This is a genomic window from Pseudomonas sp. NPDC087690 (assembly GCF_044743175.1).
Taxonomy (GTDB): Bacteria; Pseudomonadota; Gammaproteobacteria; order Pseudomonadales; family Pseudomonadaceae; genus Aquipseudomonas.
The window spans coordinates 21,008-40,024 of the sequence record NZ_JBIUVX010000018.1; the positions used below are offsets into that span (position 1 = coordinate 21,008).

Consider the following 19,017-nt stretch of genomic DNA (forward strand, 5'->3'; position numbering starts at 1 on the left):
TGCTCGCGAAGACGGCAGTACATTCAACCCTTGTGTTGACTGAACCACCGCTTTCGCGAGCAGGCTCGCTCCCACAAGGTTCCGCACTAGACGGATACCTGATCATGATCCCCACCGACATCAAACTGCACAAAGCCTCGAAAACCCTGACGCTGACTTACGCGTCCGGCGAGGAATACACCCTGCCCGCCGAATTCCTGCGCGTGCATTCCCCCTCCGCCGAGGTCCAGGGCCACGGCAAACCGATCCTGCAATTCGGCAAGATCAACGTCGGTCTGAGCAAACTGGAACCAGCCGGTCACTACGCACTGAAACTGACCTTCGACGACGGTCACGACAGCGGCTTGTTCACCTGGGATTATCTCTACGAGCTGGGGCGACGTCATGACGCACTCTGGGCCGATTATCTGGCCGAGCTCAAAGCGGCAGGCAAGACCCGTGATCCGAACGAGTCAGTCGTCAAGCTGATGCTCTAGCCCGTACCTTGCGCTCATTAGAGGGCATTTTCTAAATTCATCTGTTTGAATGCTCCGCTGTGTGGCCGAGGATCGGCCCGCTTGCGAAAAAAATTAAACTCGGGTAACCAATGGAGCTGGCAAGTTCCCTGCAGTGCTCTACGACTGTAAAGCAGCTATGCAGAATTAACGGTCACCCGAGCAGTAGTACCTGGCATTGGCTGTGGAACTGCACAGCAGAAAACCGGGTACTCGTCTCAGGACAATGGAGCGTCGTAGATGAGTAACAAGAATAACGATGACCTGAAGTACCAAGCCTCGGAAAACACCCTGGGGCTTAATCCCGTCGTTGGGCTACGCGGAAAGGATCTGCTGGCCTCTGCTCGTATGGTGCTGAAACAGGCCATCAGACAACCGATCCATAGCGTCAAGCACGTCACCCATTTCGGCCTCGAACTGAAGAACGTGCTGTTTGGCAAATCCGAACTGCAACCGGCTGGCGATGACCGTCGCTTCGCTGATCCGGCGTGGAGCCAGAACCCGCTGTACAAACGTTATCTGCAAACCTATCTGGCGTGGCGCAAGGAACTCCATGCCTGGATTGACGACAGCAGTCTCTCCCCCAAGGACATCGCGCGTGGCCACTTCGTCATCAACCTGATGACCGAAGCCATGGCCCCGACCAACTCGGCGGCCAACCCCGCAGCGGTGAAACGCTTCTTCGAAACCGGCGGCAAGAGCCTGCTCGATGGCCTCTCCCATTTGGCCAAGGATCTGGTGCACAACGGCGGCATGCCGAGCCAGGTCAACATGGGCGCGTTCGAAGTCGGCAAGAGCCTCGGCGTCACCGACGGTGCGGTGGTGTTTCGCAACGACGTGCTGGAGCTGATCCAGTACAAGCCGATCACCGAGCAAGTCCATGAGCGCCCGTTGCTGGTGGTACCGCCGCAGATCAACAAGTTCTACGTATTCGATTTGAGCCCGGACAAGAGTCTGGCGCGCTTCTGCCTGCGCAATAATGTGCCGACGTTCATCATCAGTTGGCGCAACCCGACCAAGGCGCAGCGCGAGTGGGGACTGTCGACCTACATCGACGCACTGAAAGAGGCCGTCGACGTGGTCACCGCGATCACTGGCAGCAAAGACGTCAACATGCTTGGCGCCTGCTCCGGCGGCATCACCTGCACCGCCCTGCTCGGCCACTACGCGGCGATCGGCGAGAAGAAGGTCAATGCCCTCACCCTGCTGGTCAGCGTGCTCGACACCACACTGGACAGCGATGTCGCCCTGTTCGTCGACGAGCAGACCCTGGAGACCGCCAAGCGTCACTCGTACCAGGCCGGCGTGCTCGAAGGCAAAGACATGGCCAAGGTCTTCGCCTGGATGCGCCCCAACGACCTGATCTGGAACTACTGGGTCAACAACTACCTGCTCGGCAACGAGCCGCCGGTGTTCGACATCCTGTTCTGGAACAACGACACCACACGGTTGCCCGCCGCGTTCCATGGCGACCTGATCGAGATGTTCAAAAACAACCCATTGATTCGACCCAATGCACTGGAAGTGTGCGGCACGCCGATCGACCTCAAGCAGGTCACGGCCGACATCTTCTCGCTGGCCGGCACCAACGACCACATTACCCCGTGGAAGTCCTGCTACAAGTCGGCGCAGCTGTTTGGCGGCAAGGTCGAATTCGTGCTGTCCAGCAGCGGGCATATCCAGAGCATTCTGAACCCGCCGGGCAACCCGAAATCCCGTTACATGACCAGCGAAGAAATGGCGGCCAACGCCGATGACTGGCAAGAAAACTCGACCAAGCACACCGATTCCTGGTGGCTGTACTGGCAGGCCTGGCTGGCCGAGCGCTCGGGCGACCTGAAAAAGGCCCCGGTGAAATTGGGCAACAAGGCGTATCCGGCGGGTGAAGCTTCGCCGGGTACTTACGTTCACGAGCGGTAACTGACACCACCCCTCCCCTGTAGGAGCTGCCGAAGGCTGCGATCTGTTGATCTTGATTCTAAAAACAGAATCAAAAGATCGCAGCCTTCGGCAGCTCCTACAGGGGGCGTGTACTTGAAATCCACAGGGCCTGACGCATGCCGCAACCGTTCATATTCCGTACCGTCGATCTGGATGGTCAAACCATCCGCACGGCGGTGCGCCCCGGCAAGCCTCACTTGACGCCCTTGCTGATTTTCAACGGCATCGGCGCCAACCTGGAGCTGGTGTTTCCGTTTGTCGCGGCGCTGGACCCGGATCTGGAAGTGATCGCGTTCGACGTGCCCGGTGTCGGCGGCTCCTCGACGCCGAACCGTCCATACCGCTTTCCCGGTCTGGCCAAGCTGACCTCGCGCATGCTCGATTACCTCGACTACGGTCAGGTCAACGTCATCGGTGTGTCGTGGGGTGGCGCACTCGCGCAGCAGTTCGCCTACGACTACCCCGAGCGCTGCAAGAAACTGGTGCTGGCGGCGACAGCTGCCGGTGCGGTAATGGTGCCGGGCAAGCCGAAAGTGCTGTGGATGATGGCCAGTCCGCGACGCTACATTCAGCCGTCCCACGTGATCCGCATCGCGCCGCTGATCTATGGGGGCTCGTTCCGCCGCGATCCGACCCTGGCCGCCAGTCACGCCGCAAAAGTGCGTTCGGCAGGCAAGCTCGGTTACTACTGGCAACTCTTTGCTGGCCTCGGCTGGACCAGCATTCACTGGCTGCACAAGATCCATCAGCCGACGCTGGTACTCGCCGGCGACGACGATCCACTGATCCCGTTGATCAACATGCGCATGCTCGCCTGGCGCATTCCCAACGCGCAACTGCACATCATCGACGACGGTCATCTGTTCCTGATTACCCGCGCCGAAGCGGTGGCGCCGATCATCATGAAATTCCTCCAGGAGGAACGTCAGCGCGCGGTGATGCACCCGCATCCGACACCGCTCGGCGGTTAACCCCGGCGGCAGGCTTTATGCAGGCCTTTGGCAAAGAGTGCGCGGCAGGACGCCGCGCAGGCAGCAACCCGCAACAGCGTCTATGGTGTTCTGGTTCGGTGAGTGTGTTTTTGGCCTGAAGACGAAGGAGTGTTGAGTCATGCGCGACAAACCAGCGACGGGCGGAGTGCCCAGCCCCGCCGTGTTCATCAACGCACAGAGTGCGATCACCGGATTGCGCGGTCGCGACTTGCTTTCGACCCTGCGCAGCGTCGCCGCACACGGTTTGCGTAACCCGGTGCACAGCGCGAAACACGCCTTGAAGCTCGGCGGCCAGCTGGGTCGCGTGCTGCTCGGGGAAACCCTGCACCCGACCAATCCGAACGACAGTCGTTTCGCTGACCCGGCGTGGAGCCTGAATCCGTTTTATCGCCGTAGCCTGCAGGCTTATCTGGCCTGGCAGAAACAGGTCAAAAGCTGGATCGACGAAAGCAACATGAACCCGGAGGATCGCGCCCGGGCGCACTTCGCCTTCACCCTGCTCAACGACGCCGTGGCGCCCTCAAACACGCTGCTCAATCCGCTGGCGGTCAAAGAGTTGTTCAACTCCGGCGGGCACAGTCTGGTGCGCGGCCTCAGTCATTTGTTCGATGATCTGCTGCACAACGACGGCTTGCCCCGCCAAGTGACCAAACAGGCTTTCGAGGTCGGCAAGACCGTCGCCACCACCACCGGCTCGGTGGTGTTTCGCAATGAGCTGCTTGAGCTGATCCAGTACAAGCCGATGAGCGAAAAGCAGTACGCCAAGCCGCTGCTGGTGGTGCCGCCGCAAATCAACAAGTACTACATTTTCGACCTCAGCCCGCAGAACAGCTTCGTCCAGTACGCACTGAAGAACGGCCTGCAGACCTTCATGATCAGCTGGCGCAATCCCGATGTGCGCCATCGCGAATGGGGCCTGTCGACCTACGTCGAAGCCGTGGAAGAAGCGATGAACATCTGCCGGGCGATCACCGGCGCCCGTGAGGTCAATCTGATGGGGGCTTGCGCTGGAGGGCTGACCATCGCCGCCCTGCAAGGCCACCTGCAGGCCAAGCGGCAGCTGCGCCGGGTCTCCAGCGCGACCTATCTGGTCAGCCTGCTCGACAGCGAAATCGAAACCTCGGCCACGCTGTTCGCCGATGAGCAAACCCTCGAAGCCGCCAAGCGTCGCTCCTATCAGAAAGGCGTGCTCGAAGGTCGCGACATGGCCAAAGTCTTCGCCTGGATGCGCCCCAACGATTTGATCTGGAGCTACTTCGTCAACAACTACCTCTTGGGCAAAGAGCCGCCGGCCTTCGACATCCTCTACTGGAACAACGACAACACCCGTCTGCCCGCCGCGTTCCACGGTGATTTGCTGGACTTCTTCAAGCACAACCCGCTGACCCATCCGGGTGGGCTTGAGGTCTGTGGCACGCCGATCGACTTGCAGAAAGTCACCGTCGACAGCTTCAGCGTCGCCGGCATGAACGACCACATCACGCCGTGGGACGCGGTGTATCGCTCGACCCTGCTGCTCGGCGGCGACCGACGCTTCGTGCTGTCCAACAGCGGTCACGTGCAGAGCATTCTCAACCCGCCGAGCAACCCGAAAGCCGCGTACGTCGAGAACGGCAAGATGAGCAGCGACCCGCGCGCCTGGTACTACGACGCCAAACACGTCGACGGCAGCTGGTGGCCGCAGTGGCTGGAGTGGATTCAGCAGCGCTCCGGCGCACAACACGAAACCACCTTTACCCTCGGCAACCCGAACTATCCACCGATGGAGGCCGCGCCCGGTACTTACGTGCATGTGCGCTGACGCTTAACCGAACTTTCTAAGAAGACTGGATGAAAACCCGCGACCGGATTCTCGAATGTGCTTTGCAACTGTTCAACGAAAAGGGCGAGCCGAACGTCTCCACCATGGAGGTGGCCAACGAAATGGGGATCAGCCCCGGCAACCTTTACTACCACTTCCACGGCAAGGAGCCGTTGATACTCGGGTTGTTCGAACGCTTTCAGAATGAACTGGCGCCACTGCTCGATCCGCCGGCGGATGTGGAACTGGCGCCGGAGGATTACTGGCTGTTTTTGCACTTGATTGTCGAGCGGTTGGCGCAGTACCGGTTTCTGTTCCAGGACCTGTCGAATCTCGCCGGGCGGTTGCCGAAGCTGGCCAAGGGGATTCGTCATCTGCTCAATGCGCTGAAGCGCACGCTGGCGTCGTTGTTGGCGCGGTTGAAGGCAGGAGGGCAGTTGGTCAGTGATACGCAGGCGTTGGGGCAGTTGGTGGAGCAGATCACCATGACGTTGCTGTTTTCGCTGGATTATCAGCGGATTCTGGATCGTGAGGGTGAGGTGCGGTTGGTCGTGTATCAGATCATGATGTTGGTGGCGCCGCATTTGCTGCCGCCGGTGAAGGTCGCGACCGAACGCATGGCCCTGCAATACCTCGAAGACCACGAGTAACCCGGAATCAAAAGATCGCAGCCTTCGGCAGCTCCTACAGGGGGAATGTGTACCTCTGTAGGAGCTGCCGAAGGCTGCGATCTTTTGATCTTCAAACAAAAACGCCCGACCTTCACAGGCCGGGCGTTTTATTTTGCCCTGAAAAATCAGGACTGACTGGTTGGCGTCGACGGGGTCGATGCAGCAGTCGGGGTTGCCGCCGGAGTCGGTGCGGCGGCGGAGTTCGACGCGCTCACCGGAGCTGTCGGGGTGGCCGGCTTGGCTGCAGCAGGTGCTGCTGGCTTCGGCGCTGCGGCTTTCGGCGCGGCCGGTTTTTTCACTGCCGGTTTTTTCGCCGCAGCCGGTTTGGCTGCTGGCTTGGCAGCCGGTTTGGCGGCAGCGGTTTTCGCGGCTGGCTTGGCGGCTGGTTTCGCTGCAGTTTTGGCCGCAGGTTTTGCTGCGGCTTTGGCTGCGGCTTTGGCGGCAACCGGTTTGGCGGCTGCTTTGGCTGCTGGCTTGGCGGCAGCGGTTTTGGCTGCAGGCTTGGCCGCTGCTTTTGCCGCGGGTTTAGCGGCAGCTTTAGCCAATGGCTTGGCAGCGGATTTTGCCGCTGGTTTGGCCGCTGCGGTTTTCGCTGCCGGTTTTGCTGCCGCGGGTTTCGCCGCCACAGGCTGAGCCTTCAGACCGGTGAGTTTTTCGATCTGCCTGGTCAGTGTGTCGACCTTGCTGTTAAGTGCCTTGACCTCATTGCGGCTCGGTACGCCCAGGCGCGAGATCGCGCTGTTCAGGCGCTTGTCGAAAGCCCCTTCCAGCTCATCCCACTTGCCCAGTGCACGATCTTTCACGCCGCTGATGCGCGACTTCGCCGAGGAAGCGGAGTCCTTCGCTGCATCGACTTTTTTGCCGACTGCAGACTTGGTGAGCTTCTCGGCTTTCTCGCCGTCTTTGACCAATGTATCGAAGAGCTTGCTGCCGTCAGTGTCGATCTTCGAGTACACGCCTAAACCAGCCAGCCAGATTTTGCGGGAGTAGGATTCGACCTTCCCGACCCACGAGCTGCTATCTTTTTTATCAGTAGTCTTTTTGCCAGCCATCCCGTTCTCCTTAAGATTTACGCGCGACGCGTTCGAGCAATGCCGTCAGCTCATCGAGCTTAGCAGAGAGTGTCTCAACGTCATGTTTAGACGGAATGCCGATACGATTCAAGGCGCTTGCTACACGGGAGTCGAACGCCTTCTCGACCTTGTCGAGCTGAACCTCGACGCGACCTTTGAATGAACTCACTTCACCCTTGGCTTCATCGATCTCGGCGTTGGCCGCTTCGAGTTTTTCGGTGACGACTTTTTTGCCTTTCTTTTCAACAGTTTGACCGGCTTTGATCAGCTCTTGAAAGTAGTCACTGCCCTCTTGGCCGACCTTGGCGTAGGCACCCAGGCCTGCCAGCCAGATCTTGCGGGCATAGGATTTGACGTCGCTCAGAGCAGTTGTCGAAGCGTCGATTTTTTTCTTCAAAATAACTTTGGCCATGGTGCACCTCACGCGCAGAAGGTTTGAGGAACTGCCCGCGAAAGTGTCGGGCTCAGGCACAAAGTAGGCAGAAAAATTAGAAACGGCACCCTAACAACTGACATAAAAGCTCGGGTGCACCACAAAATAAATGTAGGAGTGAGCCTGCTCGCGATAGCGGTGTATCAGTCAAAAAATGATGTCGACTGACAGACCGCTATCGCGAGCAGGCTCACTCCTACAGGGGATCGTGTTTCAGACCAAAGCTTTGTCGAGGGCTTTTTCGATTTCGGCTTTGATCATGCCGCTCATGGCCGACATCATGATGCCCAGCTCAACGTCGACCTTGATCGAATCGTCCGCCACATGCACCGCACCTTTCACACCCGAGCGCTTGAGATTCAGGGTGTCACCCGACCATTGCGGCTCCAGGCCATATTGCTCGGAGAGTTTCTGCGCCAGCTTGTCGGCCTTCTCGCGGGCGGCTTCCTTGCCCAGGTTGTGGGCACGCTCAACAGTGATTTTGGCCATTGATTGACTCCTGCTTTTTGAATGGGGCGAAAAAGATGTGTCGGTAAATCTTGACCGCCGCTGCGGCAAATCGTCCCGAAGGTTGCCCATCTTACCTTTAGCCATTCCAAGACAAAGCATGGCTTGGGGATTAGAATGTCGCGCATTCTCTTTTGGTGACAGCGATATGACTGATCAGCGCAAAGGCAGCGATGCCGAACCCACCACTCACTTCGGCTTCAAAAACGTTCCGGAAAGCCAGAAAGCGGAAAAAGTCGCTGAGGTTTTCCACTCGGTAGCCGCCAAGTACGACCTGATGAACGACCTTCTGTCGGGCGGCATGCACCGTCTGTGGAAGCGTTTCGCGATCGAACTGTCGGGCGTGCGCAGCGGTAACCGCGTGCTGGACATTGCCGGTGGTACCGGTGACCTGACCAAAAAGTTCTCGCATCTGGTTGGCCCTACCGGTCAGGTGGTATTGGCCGACATCAACGAATCGATGCTCAAGGTCGGCCGTGACCGCCTGCTGGATCTGGGTGTCGCCGGCAACGTCGAATTCGTTCAGGCGGACGCGGAAAAACTGCCGTTCCCGGACAACCACTTCGACTGCGTGACCATCGCCTTCGGCCTGCGCAACGTGACGCACAAAGAAGACGCCCTGCGTTCGATGCTGCGCGTGCTCAAGCCGGGCGGGCGTCTGCTGGTGCTGGAATTCTCCAAGCCGACCAACGCGCTGATGTCGAAAGCCTACGACGCTTACTCGTTCGCCTTCATGCCGCTGATGGGCAAGCTGATCACCAACGACTCGGAAAGCTATCGCTACCTGGCCGAATCGATCCGCATGCACCCGAATCAGGAAACCCTGAAGTCGATGATGGTCGACGCCGGTTTCGACCGCGTGACTTATCACAACATGACCGCAGGCATCGTCGCCCTGCACCGTGGCATCAAGCCCTGATGTTGCTCACCGGGCTGCTCGCCAGCGTTGAACTCGGCCTCAACCGGGTGCTGCGTCTCGACAGCACGGCGCTGCCGCGGCTGGCGCATTTGACCGGCAAGGTGATTGCCGTCGACTGCCGCAGCCCGGCGCTGCAACTGTTCATCTTGCCGAGCGACGAAGGTCTGATGCTGGCCTCGCACTGGGAAACCGCTGTCGACTGCACCCTGCGCGCGCCGGCCTCCAGCCTGATCAAACTGGCCGTGAGCAAAGACAAGACTGCGGTGCTGCACGCCCCGGAAGTCGAGCTTGATGGCGACAGCGGCGTGCTGCTGGAGCTGGCCGGCGTGCTGCAGGATCTTGAGCTGGACTGGGAGTACGAACTCTCGCGCTGGCTCGGTCCGGTCGCCACGCAGCTGGTCGGTGGCCATCTGCGCAGTCGCGCACGCTGGTATCAACAAGGATTTGCCAGCCTCAACCAGAATCTCGCCGAATACCTCGCCGAAGAATCGCGCACCCTCGTCGGGCAGCGCGAAGCCGAAGCACGGTTCAGCGAACTGGACCGGATCAAACTTGATCTGGAACGTCTCGAGGCGCGTTTCGAGCGCCTTTCCCGATCCCTCGACCCAAGCGATAACGCATGAAGCTGCTTGCCGTCCGCCGTTTGTTGCGCATCCAGCGCGTCGTGATCCGCTACCGCCTCGATGATCTGCTGTTCGATCTGCCGCTGCCCTGGTTTCTCCTGGCGCTGCGCTATGTGCTGCCGTGGCGCTGGTTCCCGCGCAAGCCGCTGGAGCTGAGCCGGGGTGCGCGTTTGCGTCTGGCGTTGCAGGATCTCGGGCCGATCTTCATCAAGTTCGGGCAGATTCTTTCGACTCGCCGCGACCTGCTGCCGGAAGACATCGCCGATGAGCTGATGTTGTTGCAGGACCGCGTGCCGCCATTCGATTCGCAACTGTCGATCAAACTGATCGAAGAACAGTTGGGTAAAAAAATCAGTGAAGTGTTCAGCCGTTTCGACGTCGAACCGCTGGCCTCGGCATCGGTGGCGCAGGTGCACGCCGCGCAGCTGAAAACCGGCGAAGAAGTCGTGGTCAAGGTGATCCGCCCTGGTTTGAAAGCGGTGATCGCTCAGGATCTGGCGTGGCTGTTCATCCTCGCCCGCACCGCTGAAAAGCTCTCGGCCGACGCGCGTCTGCTGCACCCGGTCGATGTGGTCCAGGACTACGAAAAAACCATCTACGACGAATTGGATCTGCTGCGCGAGGCGGCCAACGCCAGCCAGTTGAAGCGCAACTTCGAAGGTTCGCCGCTGCTCTACGTGCCGCAAGTGTATTGGGACTGGTGCCGGCCGAAAGTGCTGGTGATGGAGCGCATCTACGGCATTCAGGTGACGGATCTGGCGACCCTCGCCGACCAGCGCACCGACATGAAAATGCTCGCCGAACGCGGTGTGGAGATTTTCTTCACCCAAGTGTTCCGCGACAGTTTCTTCCACGCCGACATGCACCCCGGCAACATTTTCGTCAGTACCGTCAATCCGTGGAGCCCGCAGTACATCGCGATCGACTGCGGCATCGTCGGCAGCCTGACCCCGGAAGATCAGGATTATCTAGCCCGCAACCTGTTCGCCTTCTTCAAGCGTGACTACCGCCGCGTGGCGCAATTGCACATCGATTCGGGTTGGGTGCCGGCGGAAACCAAACTCAACGAATTCGAAGCGGCGATCCGCACCGTGTGCGAACCGATCTTCGAAAAACCGTTAAAAGATATTTCATTTGGCCAGGTGCTGATGCGCCTGTTCCAGACTGCGCGGCGCTTCAACATGGAAGTGCAGCCGCAACTGGTGCTGCTGCAAAAGACCCTGCTGAACATCGAAGGCCTCGGCCGTCAGCTGTACCCGGATCTGGATCTGTGGAACACCGCGCAGCCGTTTCTCGAACGCTGGATGCGCGAACGCGTCAGCCCGAAAGCCTTGCTCGGCAACGTGCAGAGCCAGTTCGAGCAACTGCCGCACCTGGCGAATATGGCCCGCGATCTGCTCGAACGCATGTCCCAGCCGCACGCCTACGATCCGCCGCCACCGTGGCATAAACGCAAGGATGACTGGTTCCTGCGCCTGCTCGGTTGCGCGCATCTGGCCGGCGGGGTGATCCTCGCCCTCGGTGGTCCGTTGCACGAATTGGGGCATTGGCCGGCCGGAATCATGGTGGCCGTGGGCTTGTATCTGGTCGTTCGCCGATAGCCAGTTTCGTGATCGGCTGGCACACTGTTTCAATGCCTGAACCCGACTATTGAAGTGTGGGGTTCGCTGTCGGAGTCGAAGATGAAAAACTGGCTGGACGAGATCAAGTGGGACGCTGATGGCCTGGTGCCGGCGATTGCCCAGGATCACAAGACCGGACGCGTGCTGATGATGGCCTGGATGAACCGCGAAGCGCTCGAACTGACCGCTGCGGAAAACCGTGCAATCTACTGGTCACGTTCCCGTGGCAAGCTGTGGCGCAAGGGCGAAGAGTCCGGCCATGTACAGACCTTGCATGAAATGCGTCTGGACTGCGACGCCGACGTGATCATCCTGATGGTTGAACAGATCGGCGACATCGCTTGCCATACCGGCCGTCAAAGCTGCTTTTATCGTGTCTTCGAAAACGGCGACTGGAAAACAGTCGATCCGGTTCTCAAAGACCCGCACGCCATTTATTCCGCAGGACACAAACATGAGTGACACCCTGACCCGCCTCGCTCAGGTACTTGAAGAGCGTAAAGGCGCAGCCGCCGACAGCTCGTATGTGGCTAGTCTGTATCACAAGGGTTTGAACAAGATTCTGGAGAAAGTCGGCGAAGAGTCGGTCGAAACCATTATTGCCGCCAAGGACGCCGCCATCAGCGGCGACTGCAGCGACGTGATCTACGAGACCGCTGACCTGTGGTTCCACAGCATGGTCATGCTCGCCCAACTGGGGCAGCATCCACAGGCTGTGCTGGATGAACTGGATCGCCGCTTCGGCCTGTCCGGACACGTCGAGAAAGCCTCGCGTCCGTCCGCCTGAACAATTTTTCGAGAGGAACAGCAACATGGGCATTTTTGACTGGAAACACTGGATCGTCATTCTGGTTGTCGTGGTGCTGGTGTTCGGCACCAAGAAACTGAAAAACCTCGGCACCGACGTTGGCGAGTCGATCAAGGGCTTCCGTAAAGCCATGAACGACGACGAGAAGCCTGCCGCTGATCCAACCGTGACGCCTGCGCAGCCGGTGCCACCGGTGCAGCCGCAAGCCACCGCTCAGGCCAATCCGCCGCACACCATCGACGTGCAGGCGCAGAAAGTCGAAGAGCCGATCCGCAAAGACGTGTGAGCACTGACTAATGTTTGGTATCACCTTCACTGAACAGCTGCTCGTCGGCCACGTCGCTCTGCTGGTGCTGGGCCCCGAGCGTCTGCCGGGCGCTGCACGCACCGCCGGCCTGTGGGTTGGGCGGCTGAAGCGCAGCTTCAACGCGATCAAACAGGAAGTTGAACGTGAAATCGGTGCCGACGAGATTCGTCGGCAACTGCACAACGAGCACATTCTGTCGCTGGAGCAAGAGGCGCGGAAGATTTTCAACCCGGTTCAGCAAGAGCCGACGCCAGTTGAGCATGTAGGTCAGCAGACGATTCATGCGCCAACCGCGCCTGTTACGCCTGCACCGGCACCCGCTGCCGTTGTAGCACCGACAGAGCCGGCGCCAGCCGCTGTGGAACAATCTGTTGAACACGTTGCGCCAACCGCCGCGCCGATCACACCTGCGCCTCACGACACCACTTTGCCGCCGCGAGCCCCATGAGCGATCTCCCCGAAAACGACCAGCACATGCCGCTGGTTTCGCACCTCACCGAGTTGCGCACCCGTCTGCTGCGTTGTGTGGCGGCGATCTTCATCATCTTCGCCGGGCTGTTCGCCTTCACCCAGCAGATCTACACCTTCGTCTCGACGCCGCTGCGCCAGTACCTGCCGGTCGGCGCGACGATGATCGCCACCGACGTGTCGTCGCCGTTCCTGACGCCGCTGAAGCTGACCATGATGGTCTCGCTGTTCCTCGCGATTCCGGTGATCCTGCATCAGATCTGGGGCTTTATTGCGCCGGGCCTGTACAAGCATGAGAAGCGCATCGCGGTGCCGCTGCTGGTGTCGAGCATTTTGCTGTTCTACACCGGCATGGCGTTTGCCTATTACTTCGTGTTCCCGCTGATCTTCAAGTTCTTCGCCGCCGCCACCCCGGCCGGCGTGGAAATGATGACCGACATCGCCAGTTACCTCGATTTCGTCATGACGCTGTTCTTCGCCTTCGGCGTCGCGTTCGAGATCCCGGTGGCCGTGGTGCTGCTGGTGTGGATCGGCGTAGTCGACGTCGCCTACCTGAAGAAAATCCGCCCGTACGTGATCATCGGCTGCTTCGTGGTCGGCATGATCCTGACGCCGCCGGACATCTTCTCGCAAACCCTGCTGGCCGTGCCGATGTGGATGCTGTTTGAAATCGGCATTCTGTTCGGTGGCTTGATCAGCAAACGCGAACGCCCGGACGAGAACCCGGCCGACGACCACAACGACCAGCCGCCAGCGACCCAGGCATGAACCTGCTGTTGCTCGAAGAGGCCGATTTCATTGCGGCCGACCGCGTGGTGCTGCGTGATCGACGCCTGACGCACATGCAGGAAGTTCACCGTTCGGAAGTCGGTGACCGCCTGCGCGTCGGGCGCATCAACGGCCTGATGGGTTCTGCTGAGTTGCTGCGTCTGGAAGCGGGTGAAGCGGAGCTGCGTGTCAGCCTCGATCAGCCGCCACCGGCCAAACTGCCTCTGACGCTGGTGCTGGCGCTGCCCCGTCCGAAAATGCTCCGCCGGGTATTTCAGACCGTGGCAACCATGGGCGTGCCCAAGGTAATTCTGGTCAACAGCTACCGTGTCGAGAAGAGTTTCTGGCAGACGCCGTTTCTTGAGCCTGCAGCGATTCGTGAGCAACTGATCCTCGGCCTCGAACAGGCGCGCGACACCGTGCTGCCGGAAATCATCATCGAGAAACGCTTCAAGCCTTTCGTTGAAGACCGGCTGCCGGCGATTACCGACGGCACCCTCGGTCTGGTCGGTCATCCCGGTAACTTCCCACCCTGCCCGCGCGCGCTCAGCGAACCGGTGACGCTGGCCATCGGCCCCGAAGGTGGCTGGATTCCTTACGAAATCGATCTGCTGGCCAGGTCTGGCCTGCAACCGGTGCAACTCGGCGAGCGCATCCTGCGCGTCGAAACCGCCGTCACCGCCCTGCTCGCCCGGCTTTTCTAACCAAACACCGCTCCCCTGTAGGAGCTGCCGCAGGCTGCGATCTTTTATGTTGTTTTTAGAAGCACGATCAAAAGATCGCAGCCTGCGGCAGCTCCTACATTGATACCGTGCGGGTCCGGCGGATAAATGGTGTTACAGATTGCCATCATTCGGCCGATACCTTCTCCATAAGTCCAATTAGTGGTCCGAAGGGAGTGGTCGCATGTACCGTTGGTTAGCCGAGAGTCTTGGAAACGTCAGCGTCAAACGCAAGTTGGGCATCGGTTTCGGCCTGGTGCTGTTACTGACACTGTTGATCACCTTCACCGGCTGGACCGGCATGAGCGGCATCATCAGCCGCGGCGACAAACTCGGTTTTATTTCCAGCCTCAATGAGCTGACCAAGGACCTGCGTCTGGCGCGCATGGACTACGACATGCGTCGCGGCGAACAAGGCCCGGGCACAGTCAACGAATTCCTGAGCAAACTCGAAAGCGGCCTGCAATCGGCACGCGGCATGATTGAGCAGCCGTCCGATGTGACGATGGTCGATCAACAATTGGCTGCCGTGGCCGAATACAAGCGTGCCTTCGGCGAAATGACACAGGCTACCGTGCAACGTGAAGACGCACGCAGCAAGCTAGGCGCCAATGCCGACAATGCCGTGACCAAGGTCGGCGAAGTCGAGAGCGCGCTGCTGCAAGGCGACAGCGTCGCGCAATACAACGCAGTGATCGAACTGAGCAAACTGCTGCAGCAAGCGCGATATCAGGTGCGCGGTTACACCTACAGCGGCAAGGCCGATGCCGAGCAACCAGCCCTGACCGCGATCGACAATGCCCTGAAAAATCTCGAGAGCCTGCCGTCCCGTGTTCCGGAGCAGCATATCGCCAACCTGCAGCAAGCCACCGACTCGCTCAAGGCTTACCGTGCAGCCGTGGCTCAATTCCGTGACTCGCAAGTAAAAAACGCTGCAGCACTGGCCAACATGTCTGCTCAGGGCGACATTTTGATCGCTGTCAGCAAGAAACTGACTGAATCACAGACCGTGGTTCGGGACACTGACGCCGCACGCGCCAAAAACCTGCTGCTGATCGCCACCGCACTGGCCGTAGCATTCGGCTTGCTGGCCGCCTGGGCGATCACTCGCCAGATCATCATCCCGCTCAACCAGACCCTGAAAGTCGCCGAACGCGTGGCCGCTGGCGACCTGACCCACAATCTGGTGTCCCTGCGCCGCGATGAACTGGGCCAACTGCAACGCTCGATGCAGAGCATGACCCAAGGCCTGCGTGAACTGGTCGGCGGCATCAGCGACGGCGTTACTCAGATCGCCAGCGCTGCCGAGGAACTCTCGGCTGTGACCGAGCAGACCAGCGCTGGAGTCAACAATCAGAAAATCGAGACCGATCAGGTCGCTACCGCCATGAACGAAATGGCCGCCACCGTGCAGGAAGTCGCGCGCAACGCCGAGGAAGCTTCCGAAGCTGCCGTTGCCGCTGACCAGCAGGCCCGCGAAGGCGACAAGGTCGTCGGCGAAGCCATCGCACAGATCGAGCGTCTGGCCGTTGAAGTCGGCCACTCCACCGAGGCCATGGGCGAACTCAAACGCGAAAGCGACAAGATCGGCAGCGTCCTCGACGTGATCAAATCCGTGGCCCAGCAAACCAACCTGCTGGCTCTCAACGCCGCCATCGAAGCTGCGCGCGCCGGTGAAGCCGGACGTGGTTTTGCCGTGGTCGCCGATGAAGTTCGCAGCCTCGCCCAGCGCACGCAGAAATCCACCGAAGAAATCGAAGAGCTGATCGTCGGCCTGCAAAATGGCACCCAGCAAGTGGCGACGATCATGGACAACAGCCGCACCCTGACCGACAGCAGCGTCGAGCTGACCCGTCGGGCCGGCGGTTCGCTGGAGAGCATCACCCGCACCGTGTCGGCAATTCAGGCGATGAACCAACAGATCGCAGCGGCCGCCGAGCAGCAGAGCGCAGTGGCTGAAGAGATCAACCGTAGCGTGCTGAATGTGCGGGACGTGTCGGATCAGACCTCGGCGGCGAGCGAAGAGACCGCGGCGTCGAGCGTTGAGCTGGCACGTCTGGGGACGCATCTGCAAATGCTGGTGGGGCGCTTCAAGGTTTAGACGCAAGTGGGGCCTGTCACCAGGCCCCATTGCTACCCTTCGAGGTCCGCAGTGCGACGAATCCTTCGCGCAATCTCTGCCAAATCCATAGCTACATCGCCCTTGTAATCATGTGACGATATATAGCCTTCGTAATGATCGAAGAACTTGTTCATGTTCGAGCTGATCGGTTTGAAGTGACTGGAGTCGCCCGTGCCGTGCATGGGAAAGAGCTTGGCATGTAAGTGGTCGATGCCATACCCCTCCAATATAAGTCCGGTTCTACCCACATCAGCAAATGTCTTGTCGATTAGCAGTGCCACTTTCTTGGCTGCAACAATCAACGCGGACAACACTTCATCTGATTGAGCAAAAGCATAACTACTGTAGTGCTGCTTCGGAACAACCACTGAAAAGCCGGGCGTATTGGGATAAATAGACAAAAACGCAAGGTGGGCATCGTCCTCCCAAATCAAATGCATAGGCGCATCGCCGCTGATCATTTTGCAAAAAATACAATCCATATGAATATGCACCGTTCAAACTGATGGACCTGCAACAATTGAATACCGACTGGCCTGTTAGCCCAGCAATGTATTGAACTTCAAGGGCGAGCTGTTTGCATCCCAGACGATACTATGTTGCTCAACACCTCCTAGCGTCCTGCACGCCAGTGCAGCGATGACTGACGAGGCCAGCATCGACGCCAGACTGAAATTGCTCGGGCCGTAGCTGGGCATGACGCCTTTGGGTAACCGTTGCCAATCGAATGGTCGCTGCACTGACGGAGCACAGTCAGGGCTCTCTGATTCGGCGACCTGCGACGCTTCACCCGTGTAGAAATTGGTCATGCACATGCGGTGCAGATAGCCCGCGCTGACGACCGGAATCTTGTACTCATCGGCCAGTTGTTTGCACTGTGCAGCCAGCGTAGCCGGCTCGTCAGCGGTCACGACAACCGCGTCATAACCTTGCTTGATCAGATCACGAACGTCATCCAGAGCAAGGCTGCGCTTGAGCGCTGTAACGTCGACATCTGGAAATTTTTCTTCCAGTATCTCCCGCAGCACATCAACCTTAAATGCACCGACGTCGCTTCTGCGCCAGAATAATTGCCGGTTGAGATTACTTTCTTCGATGCGATCGCCATCGGTGACGGTGAGATGACCAATGCCGCTACCCGCCAGCAACAGACTGGCAGTGCTGCCAATCCCGCCACAACCAAAGAGCAGGACTCTGGCGCGTTTCAATGCGGCCACGTCCTCCATGACATCCTCACAGGAACTTGCGCCACAGAGCAGATAACTGACTGTCCGGCTTGTGCGTGGATTTTCAAGCAACTGCCGTACGCCCTGCATGGCTTGATCACTGCCTGGTATCAACGACCCCGCGGCGTGCAGCGCTTCGAACATCGCGGTTTCCCCCTGCCCTGCCAGTTGCACGACGCCGCGAGGCCCACTTATATACATTCCACCTTCATATACGCCATAGAGCGTTGAGGGAGCAACGACGCCCATGTAACCCTCGCCGGCAAAAAAATCGTCCTGATTTTCCATATCCCACCCACGCTTGAACCCCGTCCCGAAGGACGAGGCCATTACTTTAAAAGTGCAAATTTAAACTTTAATTACACAGTGGTGTGAACCCATGCTTGCGCATGTAAGCCAGTTCTTGAGCAGTACAAGGAAGTTGACCAAAAGCCACTACCTTATTGCCGGGTTGAATCTGGTGCTCGGCCACGAACGGATTGGCAGGTTTTACTTCATCAGCTTGCACAGTTGCAGACATGGCCGCCACACTCGCCAGCAATGCGACAAGACCCAGAGATTTCTTTTCCATAAGATTAAATACTCAGCAACTTTAGTTTATTGAGGGTACGCGCAACTTCTTGATACGCCCTCAATGGACGCGACTGAGCAGCGAGGATTTAGGCTTTTCGTTATTTAAAAAAATAAATACTCAAACCAGATCTGTGCAACCGCAACTGCAGCTTCGCTTCTCTCTTTGATTATTTGCCTATGCCTCAGAGACTCGCGAAGACTGCAATCGGGTTTGATTAGAACTAGAGAACCTGACGCAGGAAGGCCTGGGCACGCGGATCTTTCGGCGCATCAAAGAACTCTGCCGGCGCCGCATCTTCCAGCAGTTTGCCGTGATCGAAAAACAACACCCGATCCGCCACTTCCCGGGCAAAGCCCATCTCGTGGGTCACGCAAACCATGGTCATGCCTTCCACGGCCAGGTTCTTCATCACGTCCAGCACTTCGCCGACCATTTCCGGGTCGAGGGCCGAAGTCGGCTCATCGAACAACATCACCTTCGGTTCCATCGCCAGCGCCCGGGCAATCGCCACGCGCTGCTGCTGACCGCCGGACAGGCGCGACGGAAATTCGTTGGCCTTCTGTGCGATACCAACCTTTTTCAACAATTCCATGGCCTTGGCTTCGCGCTCTTTCTTGCCGCGCTTGCGCACGACTTTCTGCGCCAGACAGAGGTTTTCCAGCACGGTCATGTGCGGGAACAGGTTGAAATGCTGAAAGACCATGCCGACTTCGCGGCGGTAGGCGTTGACGTCGGTTTTCGGGTCGGCCAGTTGCAGTCCGTCGATGCTCACCGAGCCCGAGTCAAATTCCTCCAGGCCATTGAGGCAACGCAGGAAGGTCGACTTGCCGGAACCCGACGGGCCGATCACCACCAGCACTTCACCCTTGGCCACCGTGGTGCTGACGTTATCCACCGCGCGCACCACTTGCCCACGGGTGTCGAAGACTTTTACCAGATCGCGGAC

At 58.9% G+C, this 19,017-nt stretch carries 22 protein-coding genes and 1 pseudogene; 16 read left to right on the forward strand and 7 right to left on the reverse strand.

Annotated features, from left to right (window positions below):
* Window positions 1-101 precede the first annotated feature (101 nt).
* From ACIPIZ_RS17655 to ACIPIZ_RS17675, 5 genes are all read left to right on the forward strand, one after another.
* Complete coding sequence (locus ACIPIZ_RS17655) at window positions 102-476, forward strand: gamma-butyrobetaine hydroxylase-like domain-containing protein (RefSeq protein ID WP_161806647.1); 375 nt, start codon at window positions 102-104, stop codon at window positions 474-476.
* Between the two features lie 258 nt (window positions 477-734).
* Window positions 735-2,414, forward strand: coding sequence for a class II poly(R)-hydroxyalkanoic acid synthase (gene phaC, locus ACIPIZ_RS17660; protein ID WP_064388880.1), 1,680 nt, complete (start codon window positions 735-737; stop codon window positions 2,412-2,414).
* A 137-nt stretch (window positions 2,415-2,551) separates the two neighbouring features.
* Window positions 2,552-3,406 (forward strand): poly(3-hydroxyalkanoate) depolymerase, encoded by an 855-nt coding sequence (phaZ, locus tag ACIPIZ_RS17665; RefSeq protein WP_016984597.1) that lies wholly within the window; start codon window positions 2,552-2,554, stop codon window positions 3,404-3,406.
* 139 nt (window positions 3,407-3,545) lie between these two features.
* On the forward strand, window positions 3,546-5,228 hold the full coding sequence (gene phaC / locus ACIPIZ_RS17670; protein ID WP_064388881.1) for a class II poly(R)-hydroxyalkanoic acid synthase: 1,683 nt from the start codon (window positions 3,546-3,548) through the stop codon (window positions 5,226-5,228).
* Window positions 5,229-5,257: 29 nt separating this feature from the next.
* A complete protein-coding gene (locus tag ACIPIZ_RS17675; protein WP_064388882.1) occupies window positions 5,258-5,878 on the forward strand; it encodes a TetR/AcrR family transcriptional regulator in 621 nt (206 codons plus the stop codon).
* A gap of 146 nt (window positions 5,879-6,024) precedes the next feature.
* Here ACIPIZ_RS17675 and ACIPIZ_RS17680 read toward each other — a convergent pair whose 3' ends face one another.
* The 3 genes from ACIPIZ_RS17680 to ACIPIZ_RS17690 form a co-directional block, all read right to left on the reverse strand.
* Entirely contained in the window at window positions 6,025-6,951 is a 927-nt protein-coding gene (locus tag ACIPIZ_RS17680; RefSeq protein ID WP_122661117.1) for a phasin family protein, read from the reverse strand.
* A 10-nt stretch (window positions 6,952-6,961) separates the two neighbouring features.
* Entirely contained in the window at window positions 6,962-7,384 is a 423-nt protein-coding gene (locus ACIPIZ_RS17685) for a phasin family protein (RefSeq protein ID WP_053116633.1), read from the reverse strand.
* 234 nt (window positions 7,385-7,618) lie between these two features.
* Window positions 7,619-7,894 (reverse strand): polyhydroxyalkanoic acid system family protein, encoded by a 276-nt coding sequence (locus ACIPIZ_RS17690; protein ID WP_077570393.1) that lies wholly within the window; start codon window positions 7,892-7,894, stop codon window positions 7,619-7,621.
* Window positions 7,895-8,060: 166 nt separating this feature from the next.
* On the opposite strand from ACIPIZ_RS17690, the gene ubiE reads away from it, so the two are divergent.
* From ubiE to ACIPIZ_RS17745, 11 genes and pseudogenes are all read left to right on the forward strand, one after another.
* Entirely contained in the window at window positions 8,061-8,831 is a 771-nt protein-coding gene (gene ubiE / locus ACIPIZ_RS17695) for a bifunctional demethylmenaquinone methyltransferase/2-methoxy-6-polyprenyl-1,4-benzoquinol methylase UbiE (protein ID WP_008080626.1), read from the forward strand.
* Window positions 8,831-9,454 carry an SCP2 domain-containing protein gene (locus ACIPIZ_RS17700; RefSeq protein ID WP_034152973.1) on the forward strand — a complete coding sequence of 208 codons (624 nt, stop codon included), beginning with the start codon at window positions 8,831-8,833 and terminating at the stop codon, window positions 9,452-9,454. The genes ubiE and ACIPIZ_RS17700 overlap by 1 nt, the downstream gene beginning before the upstream one ends.
* Window positions 9,451-11,055, forward strand: a complete 1,605-nt coding sequence (gene ubiB, locus ACIPIZ_RS17705; protein ID WP_401166368.1) for a ubiquinone biosynthesis regulatory protein kinase UbiB — start codon at window positions 9,451-9,453, stop codon at window positions 11,053-11,055. The genes ACIPIZ_RS17700 and ubiB overlap by 4 nt, the downstream gene beginning before the upstream one ends.
* Window positions 11,056-11,136: 81 nt before the next feature.
* Complete coding sequence (hisI, locus tag ACIPIZ_RS17710; RefSeq protein WP_007909357.1) at window positions 11,137-11,538, forward strand: phosphoribosyl-AMP cyclohydrolase; 402 nt, start codon at window positions 11,137-11,139, stop codon at window positions 11,536-11,538.
* Window positions 11,531-11,863, forward strand: coding sequence for a phosphoribosyl-ATP diphosphatase (locus ACIPIZ_RS17715; protein WP_003220849.1), 333 nt, complete (start codon window positions 11,531-11,533; stop codon window positions 11,861-11,863). The genes hisI and ACIPIZ_RS17715 overlap by 8 nt, the downstream gene beginning before the upstream one ends.
* Window positions 11,864-11,888: 25 nt before the next feature.
* The gene (locus ACIPIZ_RS17720; RefSeq protein ID WP_003220847.1) at window positions 11,889-12,170 is read left to right on the forward strand and encodes a twin-arginine translocase TatA/TatE family subunit; all 282 of its coding nucleotides are present in this window, start codon (window positions 11,889-11,891) and stop codon (window positions 12,168-12,170) included.
* A gap of 10 nt (window positions 12,171-12,180) precedes the next feature.
* Window positions 12,181-12,639, forward strand: a complete 459-nt coding sequence (gene tatB, locus ACIPIZ_RS17725; protein WP_401166371.1) for a Sec-independent protein translocase protein TatB — start codon at window positions 12,181-12,183, stop codon at window positions 12,637-12,639.
* Window positions 12,636-13,427, forward strand: coding sequence for a twin-arginine translocase subunit TatC (gene tatC / locus ACIPIZ_RS17730; RefSeq protein ID WP_007909342.1), 792 nt, complete (start codon window positions 12,636-12,638; stop codon window positions 13,425-13,427). Before tatB ends, tatC begins: the two co-directional genes overlap by 4 nt.
* Entirely contained in the window at window positions 13,424-14,131 is a 708-nt protein-coding gene (locus ACIPIZ_RS17735) for a 16S rRNA (uracil(1498)-N(3))-methyltransferase (RefSeq protein WP_401166374.1), read from the forward strand. The genes tatC and ACIPIZ_RS17735 overlap by 4 nt, the downstream gene beginning before the upstream one ends.
* Before the next feature lie 319 nt (window positions 14,132-14,450).
* Window positions 14,451-15,395 (forward strand): annotated as a pseudogene (locus ACIPIZ_RS17740) (methyl-accepting chemotaxis protein); the annotation flags it as partial.
* Window positions 15,396-15,536: 141 nt separating this feature from the next.
* Complete coding sequence (locus ACIPIZ_RS17745; protein WP_371850961.1) at window positions 15,537-16,250, forward strand: methyl-accepting chemotaxis protein; 714 nt, start codon at window positions 15,537-15,539, stop codon at window positions 16,248-16,250.
* A 32-nt stretch (window positions 16,251-16,282) separates the two neighbouring features.
* On the opposite strand, the gene ACIPIZ_RS17750 is transcribed toward ACIPIZ_RS17745, so the two are convergent.
* The 4 genes from ACIPIZ_RS17750 to ACIPIZ_RS17765 all read right to left on the reverse strand — a co-directional run.
* The gene (locus tag ACIPIZ_RS17750) at window positions 16,283-16,753 is read right to left on the reverse strand and encodes an HIT family protein (RefSeq protein WP_064388888.1); all 471 of its coding nucleotides are present in this window, start codon (window positions 16,751-16,753) and stop codon (window positions 16,283-16,285) included.
* A 57-nt stretch (window positions 16,754-16,810) separates the two neighbouring features.
* Window positions 16,811-17,785, reverse strand: a complete 975-nt coding sequence (locus ACIPIZ_RS17755) for a ThiF family adenylyltransferase (RefSeq protein WP_401166377.1) — start codon at window positions 17,783-17,785, stop codon at window positions 16,811-16,813.
* Between the two features lie 67 nt (window positions 17,786-17,852).
* Window positions 17,853-18,068: a hypothetical protein gene (locus tag ACIPIZ_RS17760; protein WP_146117533.1), complete on the reverse strand. Its 216-nt coding sequence runs from the start codon at window positions 18,066-18,068 to the stop codon at window positions 17,853-17,855.
* A gap of 223 nt (window positions 18,069-18,291) precedes the next feature.
* On the reverse strand, window positions 18,292-19,017 hold a 726-nt coding region (locus ACIPIZ_RS17765; protein WP_401166379.1), incomplete at its 5' end, for an amino acid ABC transporter ATP-binding protein.

What these genes read in the sequence shown, in the direction of transcription:
- ACIPIZ_RS17715 (WP_003220849.1), top strand. Translation starts at nt 11,531, where the DNA reads ATGAGTGACACCCTGACCCGCCTCGCTCAGGTACTTGAAGAGCGTAAA.
- ACIPIZ_RS17750 (WP_064388888.1), bottom strand. Translation starts at nt 16,753, where the DNA reads ATGGATTGTATTTTTTGCAAAATGATCAGCGGCGATGCGCCTATGCAT.
- ACIPIZ_RS17690 (WP_077570393.1), bottom strand. Translation starts at nt 7,894, where the DNA reads ATGGCCAAAATCACTGTTGAGCGTGCCCACAACCTGGGCAAGGAAGCC.
- ACIPIZ_RS17675 (WP_064388882.1), top strand. Translation starts at nt 5,258, where the DNA reads ATGAAAACCCGCGACCGGATTCTCGAATGTGCTTTGCAACTGTTCAAC.
- ACIPIZ_RS17720 (WP_003220847.1), top strand. Translation starts at nt 11,889, where the DNA reads ATGGGCATTTTTGACTGGAAACACTGGATCGTCATTCTGGTTGTCGTG.
- ubiE (WP_008080626.1), top strand. Translation starts at nt 8,061, where the DNA reads ATGACTGATCAGCGCAAAGGCAGCGATGCCGAACCCACCACTCACTTC.
- hisI (WP_007909357.1), top strand. Translation starts at nt 11,137, where the DNA reads ATGAAAAACTGGCTGGACGAGATCAAGTGGGACGCTGATGGCCTGGTG.
- ACIPIZ_RS17700 (WP_034152973.1), top strand. Translation starts at nt 8,831, where the DNA reads ATGTTGCTCACCGGGCTGCTCGCCAGCGTTGAACTCGGCCTCAACCGG.
- ubiB (WP_401166368.1), top strand. Translation starts at nt 9,451, where the DNA reads ATGAAGCTGCTTGCCGTCCGCCGTTTGTTGCGCATCCAGCGCGTCGTG.
- ACIPIZ_RS17735 (WP_401166374.1), top strand. Translation starts at nt 13,424, where the DNA reads ATGAACCTGCTGTTGCTCGAAGAGGCCGATTTCATTGCGGCCGACCGC.
- phaZ (WP_016984597.1), top strand. Translation starts at nt 2,552, where the DNA reads ATGCCGCAACCGTTCATATTCCGTACCGTCGATCTGGATGGTCAAACC.
- ACIPIZ_RS17680 (WP_122661117.1), bottom strand. Translation starts at nt 6,951, where the DNA reads ATGGCTGGCAAAAAGACTACTGATAAAAAAGATAGCAGCTCGTGGGTC.
- phaC (WP_064388881.1), top strand. Translation starts at nt 3,546, where the DNA reads ATGCGCGACAAACCAGCGACGGGCGGAGTGCCCAGCCCCGCCGTGTTC.
- phaC (WP_064388880.1), top strand. Translation starts at nt 735, where the DNA reads ATGAGTAACAAGAATAACGATGACCTGAAGTACCAAGCCTCGGAAAAC.
- ACIPIZ_RS17745 (WP_371850961.1), top strand. Translation starts at nt 15,537, where the DNA reads ATGAACGAAATGGCCGCCACCGTGCAGGAAGTCGCGCGCAACGCCGAG.
- ACIPIZ_RS17685 (WP_053116633.1), bottom strand. Translation starts at nt 7,384, where the DNA reads ATGGCCAAAGTTATTTTGAAGAAAAAAATCGACGCTTCGACAACTGCT.
- ACIPIZ_RS17755 (WP_401166377.1), bottom strand. Translation starts at nt 17,785, where the DNA reads ATGGAAAATCAGGACGATTTTTTTGCCGGCGAGGGTTACATGGGCGTC.
- tatB (WP_401166371.1), top strand. Translation starts at nt 12,181, where the DNA reads ATGTTTGGTATCACCTTCACTGAACAGCTGCTCGTCGGCCACGTCGCT.
- ACIPIZ_RS17760 (WP_146117533.1), bottom strand. Translation starts at nt 18,068, where the DNA reads ATGGAAAAGAAATCTCTGGGTCTTGTCGCATTGCTGGCGAGTGTGGCG.
- tatC (WP_007909342.1), top strand. Translation starts at nt 12,636, where the DNA reads ATGAGCGATCTCCCCGAAAACGACCAGCACATGCCGCTGGTTTCGCAC.